Annotated in this window: 5 protein-coding genes and 1 pseudogene; 2 read left to right on the plus strand and 4 right to left on the minus strand. The window is 74.2% G+C overall.

The annotated features are described in order from the left end of the window. Together AB8Z36_RS25625 and AB8Z36_RS25630 are read left to right on the plus strand one after the other, a co-directional pair. Positions 1-2,154, plus strand: a pseudogene (locus tag AB8Z36_RS25625) (serine protease); the annotation flags it as partial. Between the two features lie 160 nt (positions 2,155-2,314). Then, positions 2,315-3,268 (plus strand): bifunctional riboflavin kinase/FAD synthetase, encoded by a 954-nt coding sequence (locus AB8Z36_RS25630; protein ID WP_369215740.1) that lies wholly within the window; start codon positions 2,315-2,317, stop codon positions 3,266-3,268. Positions 3,269-3,352: 84 nt separating this feature from the next. On the opposite strand, the gene AB8Z36_RS25635 is transcribed toward AB8Z36_RS25630, so the two are convergent. From AB8Z36_RS25635 to AB8Z36_RS25650, 4 genes are read right to left on the minus strand one after another with little or no spacing between them, the layout of a single operon-like run. After that, complete coding sequence (locus AB8Z36_RS25635) at positions 3,353-4,360, minus strand: ABC transporter ATP-binding protein (RefSeq protein ID WP_369215741.1); 1,008 nt, start codon at positions 4,358-4,360, stop codon at positions 3,353-3,355. Next, positions 4,357-5,379: an ABC transporter ATP-binding protein gene (locus AB8Z36_RS25640; RefSeq protein ID WP_369215742.1), complete on the minus strand. Its 1,023-nt coding sequence runs from the start codon at positions 5,377-5,379 to the stop codon at positions 4,357-4,359. The genes AB8Z36_RS25635 and AB8Z36_RS25640 overlap by 4 nt, the downstream gene beginning before the upstream one ends. Then, on the minus strand, positions 5,376-6,335 hold the full coding sequence (locus AB8Z36_RS25645) for an ABC transporter permease (RefSeq protein ID WP_369215743.1): 960 nt from the start codon (positions 6,333-6,335) through the stop codon (positions 5,376-5,378). The genes AB8Z36_RS25640 and AB8Z36_RS25645 overlap by 4 nt, the downstream gene beginning before the upstream one ends. Continuing rightward, positions 6,332-7,360, minus strand: coding sequence for an ABC transporter permease (locus AB8Z36_RS25650; RefSeq protein ID WP_369215744.1), 1,029 nt, complete (start codon positions 7,358-7,360; stop codon positions 6,332-6,334). Before AB8Z36_RS25650 ends, AB8Z36_RS25645 begins: the two co-directional genes overlap by 4 nt. Positions 7,361-7,436 lie beyond the last annotated feature (76 nt).

Consider the following 7,436-nt stretch of genomic DNA (forward strand, 5'->3'; position numbering starts at 1 on the left):
CCCCAGGCCCGCGCGGCCCGTGAGCGGTACGGCATCCCGGACGGCGCCCTCGCCGACGCCGACGCCCGGCACCCGCTGGCGCTGCGGCTGCTCCGCGAGGTGCGGGCGGCCAGGCCCGACGCGCCGCCACCCGGCACACCGGCCAGGGAGGAGCTCTTCGCCGCCTGCCTCGACCTGCTCTGCCTGCGGATCGCCGTGCGCCTCGCGGCGTCGAACGGAGTGCGCGGCACCGCCGTGCGCCGCCTCGCCGCGAAGGTGTCCGGCCAGGTCCATGAGGCGGCCCGGCGCTGCCTCGGCCCCGGCCACGGCGAACTGGACCGCGACTCCTTCGAGGCGGTCTTCCCGTGGGGACCGGCGCCGGGCGCGGAGTTCCACGGCTGTACGGGGTGGGCGTCGGCGGTGCTCACCGAGGGCCTGCTCGTGCCCGCGGGGGCGGGGTACCGCTTCGCGCACGAGGAGCTGGCCGACTGGCTCCAGGGCACCCATCTGGACGTGGACGGCGCCCTGCACTCGCTGGTCCACCGGCACCGCCCGCAGGTCCATGGTGTCCCAGAGCAGCGGCGCCCGGTCCCCGCGCGCCCGCTGCCGGTGCCGCGCCACCGGATCGGCCCGGTCCTTGAGGCACTGCTCGCGCTCGGCCGCCGGTGCGGCCCCGCCGAACTGGTCCCCCGTCTGCGCGACCTGGCGGACGCCGCCGCCGAGCTCGCGCACGCGGCACCCTCAGGCGCGGGCGCCGACGCCGCGTGGTGGGCCGGGCACCTGCTGCGGGGAGCCCTGTCGCGCGTGCCGGACGCGAGCCCGTACCTCCCGGTGCTCGAAGTCCTCGCCGACCGGGGTGCCTTCGAGACGGAGTTCTGGCTGCGACTGCCGCTGGGGGAGGGCGAGCGGTCCGCGCTGCTGCGTCGCCTGGTCGTCCGCGACGGGCCGCCCGGCACCCCCGGCCGCTGCCTGGACGCCGTCGCGGAGCTCCTGGCCGCCGACCCCGCGGGCACCCAGCCGCGGCTCGTGCGCTGGTTCACCGACGAGCGGCCGCTGGACGCCGCGCCCGACGCCACCGTCGCCTCCGCCGCGCAGGCTCTCCTGTACACCCACCGGCACCGCGCCATCGACGGCCTCGCCGACGCCCTGGTGGAGTCCCCGCACGCCCGCGCCGACGAACTGCTCGCCGCGCTCGCCGAGGAGGAGCCCGCCGCCCTCTGCCGGGCCGTCGACCGCTGGGCGCAGGACGAGCGGCCCGGCCGCCGCGTGGCCGCCGCCGTGCACGGACTGCGCGCCGCCGTCCACACCACCGCCGACGCCGACCGGGAGCTGCTGCGGTACACCGCGCTCTCCCTGCTCGCCGCCCCGGCGGAGGAGTCCCTGCACGGGGCCGCGCTCGCGCTCCTCGTCCACGACCCGGTGACGCGCCCGCGCTACCTCGGCCGGGCGCTGCGGCTCTTCGCCGAGGCCGATCCGCGGATGCCGGTCGGCGCGCCCGCCGCGGCCCTCGCCTCCCACCCCGAGTCGGTGCTCGCCGCCTTCCGGGCGCGGCTGCACGCGCCGGGCCCCGTCGCCGCCGATGTGCTCGGGGGCCTCGCCGATGCCGCCACGCCCGCGCTCGCCCCACGGGTCGCCGCCCTGGTGGCGGACCTCGTCGCGGCCCGCCCCGAGGCCGGTGCGGTCGTCGCCGGGTACGCGGACCGGCGCCTTGAGCAGGGGGCGGGCGCGCGTGACGTGCTCCTCCCCCTGGTGACGGCGGTGCTGAAGAGCCCGGTGCCCTCGGTCAGGGGCGCCCTCGCTCCCGTGCTCGCGGCGCCCGGCGGCGCGGCCTCCCGGACGCTGCGGGGCGAGCTGCTCGACGTACTCCTCGGCCAGGAGCGTGACCTCACCGTCCTGGAGAGCGTCGTACGGACGGTGGCCCGCGCCGCCGCCGCGACCGGCGAGGAGCAGGCCCGCGAGCGGGTGCACCGGGCGGCGCGGCTGCTGGTGCGCACGCCGGAGGGCGCCTCTTGGTTCGACCGCTGCCTGGTCGAACTGGCCCGCTCCGAGCCGGGCTTCGCCGCCCTTCTCACCCGCTGGCTGCACGGGGCCCCGGAGGACTGGGCCGCCCTGGTCGGCCCGAGCACCCGCCGGACCGTCGAGAACCTGGCGGGCGGGGTGCGGGTACCGGCCTAGGCGCCGCCGGCCGACGGGGATGAGTGACCGCCGCCACCCCGGCCGGGGAGACACCGATGCGAGCCGGGGCCCTCCGGCATGGCAGTCTTAGACCTGCGTAATCGGCAATGGGAACGTACAGACGTAACGGACGTACACAGGTTCGGCGAGGAGCAAAGAAGTGCAGCGCTGGCGTGGCTTGGAGGACATCCCCCAGGACTGGGGGCGCAGCGTCGTCACCATTGGTTCCTACGACGGCGTGCACCGCGGGCATCAGCTCATCATCGGCCGCGCGGTGGAGCGCGCCCGGCAGCTCGGCGTGCCCGCCGTCGTCGTCACGTTCGACCCGCACCCCAGCGAGGTCGTCCGCCCCGGCAGCCACCCGCCGCTGCTCGCCCCGCACCACCGGCGCGCCGAGCTGATGGCGGACCTCGGGGTGGACGCGCTCCTCATCCTGCCCTTCACCGCCGAGTTCTCGAAGCTGTCGCCCGCCGACTTCGTGGTGAAGGTCCTCGTCGACAAGCTGCACGCGCGCGTGGTCGTCGAGGGCCCCAACTTCCGCTTCGGCCACAAGGCCGCGGGCAATGTCGGCCTCCTCGCCGAGCTCGGCCACACCTACGACTACGAGGTCGACCTCGTCGACCTGTACGTCAGCGGTGCGGCGGGCGGCGGCGAGCCCTTCTCCTCGACGCTGACCCGGCGCCTGGTCGCCGAGGGCGACGTCACGGGCGCCGCCGAGATCCTCGGCCGCCCGCACCGCGTCGAGGGCGTCGTCGTCCGGGGCGCCCAGCGCGGGCGCGAACTGGGCTTCCCCACGGCGAACGTGGAGACCCTGCCGCACACCGCGATCCCCGCCGACGGCGTCTACGCCGGATGGCTGCACGCCCAGGGCGAGGCGATGCCCGCCGCGATCTCCGTCGGGACGAACCCGACGTTCGACGGAACCGAGCGGACGGTCGAGGCGTACGCGATCGACCGCGTCGGCCTCGACCTGTACGGCCTGCACGTGGCCGTGGACTTCCTGGCCTTCGTGCGAGGCCAGGCGAAGTTCGACTCCATCGACACGTTGCTCGTCGCGATGGCGGACGACGTCAAGCGATCCCGCGAGCTCATCGAGGCGGCGGACCGCGCCTAGCCGCCGTGCGGTACCCCGTGCCCCCTGAAGGGGCGCGGGGAACTGCGCGACAAGCCCTCACCGGCGGAAAGCCGGAAACGCTCCTCAAGGCGCCCCGCCGGAAGCAGCAGCCGCCGCCCAATGGCAGGCGACCTGCGTCTCGCCGCCCCCGGCGAGCAACGGCAGGTCCTCACCCCGGCAGCGAGCGGCCACGCCCACCTGTTCGGCCTCGCCCGAGGCAAGCACCTGGCACCGCGCGTGGAACCGGCAGCCGCCCGGAATCCGGGACGGGTCCGGCGGCTCGCCGGAGAGCACCACCGGGTCCCCGGGAGCCTCCGGCAGCACGGAAAGCAGCGCCTGCGTGTACGGATGACGGGGCGAGGTCAGGACCTCCTCCACCGTGCCCGTCTCCACGATGCGGCCCAGGTACATCACCGCCACCCGGTCCGCGATGTTCCAGGCGAGCCCCAGGTCATGCGTGACGACCAGCGCGGAGAGCCCGAGATCCGTGCGGAGCCGCAGCAGCAGGGCGAGGATCTCCCCCCGTACGGAGGCGTCCAGGGAGGCCACCGGCTCGTCGGCGACGATGAGTTCGGGTTCGAGGACCAGCGCGCCCGCGATGACGACACGCTGGCGCTGACCGCCCGACAGCTCGTGCGGATAGCGCAGGAAGAACCGCTCGGGGGGCCGCAGCCCGGCCCGGGAGAGGGCCTCCGCGACCGCCGCCCGCTCATCACCCGCGTACCCGTGGATGCGCAGCCCCTCCGCCACCGCGTCGTACACCGTGTGCCGGGGGTTGAGCGACCCGCTGGGGTCCTGGAGGACGAGCTGGACGCGCTTGCGGTACGCCTTGAGGGCGCGCCCGGAGTAGTCAAGCGGCTGCCCGGCGAACGTCACCCGGCCCGAGGTCGGCGGCACCAGGCCGAGCAGTGAACGCGCCAGCGTCGTCTTGCCGCACCCCGACTCGCCGACCAGGGCGACGATCTCACCGGCCCTGATGTCGAGGTCGACGCCGTCCACCGCCCGCGCGGTCGGCGCGCCCCTGCGGCCGGGGAAGGCGATGTGCAGGCCGGCGGCGGACAGCAGCGTGCCGCCCGGCTCCGTCGCGGTCATACGGGCATCCTCTCCACGGGGTCGGCGGCGGCGTGCACGCAGGCCGCGCGGTGGTGCGGGCCCGCGTCCCGCAGGGCCTGGTCCTCCGTCGGGCAGACGTCGAGGGCGACCGGGCAGCGCGGGTGGAAGGTGCATCCCGTGGGGAGCGCGGAGGGGTCGGGCGGATCGCCGGGCAGACCGCGCGGCGCGAACCGGGACGCCACGTCACCGATGCGCGGGAAGGCGGCCGACAGGGCCTTGCCGTAGGGGTGCCTGGCGTTCTCGTAGACCTCGGTGGCCGGGCCCTCCTCGACGACGCGGCCCGCGTACATCACCGCGAGCCGGTCGCAGGTGTCGGAGAGCACGGCGAGGTCGTGGCTGATCATCATCAGACCCAGGTCCTGCTCGGCCACGAGCTGCTCGATGAGCCGCAGGATCTGCGCCTGGATCATCACGTCGAGGGCGGTGGTCGGCTCGTCCGCGATGATCAGCCGGGGGTCGCAGGCGAGCGCCATAGCGATCATCACGCGCTGCCGCTGGCCGCCGGAGAGTTCGTGCGGGTACGCCTCGGCGCGGGCGGCGGGCAGCCCCACGTGTTCGAGCAGCTCGCCCACCTTGGTCTTCGCGCCCGCCTGGGTCGCCTTCCGGTGCAGCAGGATCGGCTCGGCGATCTGGTCGCCGACGCGGTGCACGGCGTTCAGCGAGTGCATCGCGCCCTGGAAGACGATCGAGGCACCGGCCCAGCGCACCGCGCGGACCCGCCCCCATTTCATGGTGAGGACGTCCTCGCCATCGAGCAGGATCTCGCCGGACACCTTGGTGCCCGCCGGGAGCAGCCGCAGCAGGGCGAGGGCGAGCGTGGACTTGCCGCAGCCCGACTCACCGGCCACGCCGAGCTTCTGCCCGGCGTCGACGTGGAGGTTCACGCCACGGACGGCGGCGGCGCCGTTCGCGTACGTCACTTCGAGGTCGCGCACGTCGAGCAGTCGCCGGGGCGCGGTGTCCCCTGCGTCCTTCGACGGGGTCTGTACGTCGTTCAACGGGTGGCCCCCAGCCTGGGGTTGAGCACGGATTCCACGGCACGGCCGCACAGGGTGAACGCCAGTGCGACGACGGCGATGGCGAGGCCGGGCGGGGCGAGGTACCACCAGTGCCCGGCGCTGACCGCGCCCGCCTCGCGCGCGTCCTGGAGCAGGCCGCCCCACGAGACGCTCGTCGGATCGCCGAGGCCGAGGAAGGCCAGCGTGGCCTCGGTGAGGATGGCGCCGGAGATCACCAGCGTGGTCTGGGCGAGGACGAGCGGCATGACGTTGGGCAGCACGTGCCGGGCCATGATGTGGCCGTGGCCGCCGCCGAGGGCCCGCGCGCGCTCGATGTAGGGCCGCGACTCCACGGCGAGCGTCTGCGCCCGTACCAGGCGTGCCGTGGTCGGCCAGGTCGTCACGCCGATCGCCAGGATGATGGTCCAGATCGAGCCGGAGAGCACCGCGGCCAGCGCGATGGCGAGGACGAGGGTCGGCATCACGAGGAACCAGTCGGTGATCCGCATGATCACCGTGGCGTACCAGCCCTTGAAGTGCCCCGCGGTGATGCCGACCAGCGTGCCGATGGCCACCGAGAGCACGGCGGCGAGCAGCCCCACGGTCAGCGACATCCGGGCGCCCCAGACGAGCAGCCCGAGCAGATCGCGCCCGAACTGGTCGGTGCCCAGCGGGAACTCGCCGCTCGGCGCCTCCATCGGCTTGCCCGGCGCGTCGGTCACGCTCTGCGCGTCCGAGCCGACGAGCTGCGGCGCGAAGACCGCGGCGAGCCCGATCAGGACCAGCACGGCCAGGCCGAAGAGCCCGGCCCGGTGCCTGCGGTACTCCCGCCAGAAGCGGGCCGCGGAGTGCCGTCTGCGGGCCCGGGCCAGCGAGCGGGCGCTCTTGCCTGTGGCGGCGGGCGAGCCCGGGGCGGCCGGTGTGGTCGCGGCGGACTCGGCGGATTCGGTCGTCATCGGCCCACCCGGGGATCGAGCAGCGGATAGATCACGTCGGCCAGGGTGTTCATGAGGATGACCGCGGTGGAGAAGACGAAGAAGAGCCCCTGCACCAGTGGCAGATCGGGCACGCTCAACGCCGAGTAGAAGAGACCGCCGAGCCCCGGCCAGGAGAAGACGGTCTCGACGAGGATCGCACCCGCCACCACCGTGCCGAGGTTGACGAACATCAGGGTGACGGTCGGCAGCATCGCGTTCGGCACGGCGTGCCTGCGGCGCACGAGGTCGTCGCGGAGCCCCTTGGCGCGGGCGGTGGTCAGATAATCGCTGCCCATCTCGTCGAGCAGCGAGGAGCGCATGACCAGCAGGGTCTGCGCGTAGCCGACGGCGACCAGCGTGATCACGGGCAGCACCATGTGGTGCGCGACATCGACGACGTAGGCGAAGCCGGTCTCGCCGCCCGACTCCAGGCCACCGGTCGGGAACATCCCGGGGACCGGCCCTATGCCGACCGCGAAGGTGATGATCAGCAGCAGGCCGAGCCAGAAGGACGGCACGGAGTACAGCGTCAGGGCGAGCCCGGTGTGGAAGCGGTCGCCCAGCCTTCCGTTGCGCCAGGCGGTGCGCGTGCCGAGCCAGATGCCGATCAGCGTGTAGAGGACGTACGCCGTTCCGGTGAGCAGCAGGGTCGCGGGCAGCGCCTCGGTGATCTTGTCGAGCACGGGCGCGTGGAACTGGTACGACGTGCCGAAGTCGCCGGTCAGGACGTTGCCGGTGTAGTCGAAGAACTGGGCCATGACCGGCTTGTCGAGGCCGAACTCCTTGCGCATCGCGGCGAGCTGCTCGGCGGAGACCCGCTTGCCGCCCGTCATCTGCTTGACCGGGTCGCCGGGGATCAGCCGGAACAGGAAGAAGCTGGTGACGAGCACGGCGAACAGCGACACGACCGCGCCGCCGAGCTTGCCCGCCACATAGAGGAGGTAGGCACAGGTGCCCGGGGCCCTGGTGGCCCTCGGTGTCGAGCAGTGCGGGATTGCTGTCAGCGGTCATGCGTTACTCGCGGTCCTCTGCGGTAGAACGGCGGCGGAGTCCTGTTCGCCCTGCGCCGCCCACGAGCAC

This window comes from Streptomyces flavofungini, from assembly GCF_041028215.1.
GTDB lineage: Bacteria > Actinomycetota > Actinomycetes > Streptomycetales > Streptomycetaceae > Streptomyces > Streptomyces flavofungini_B.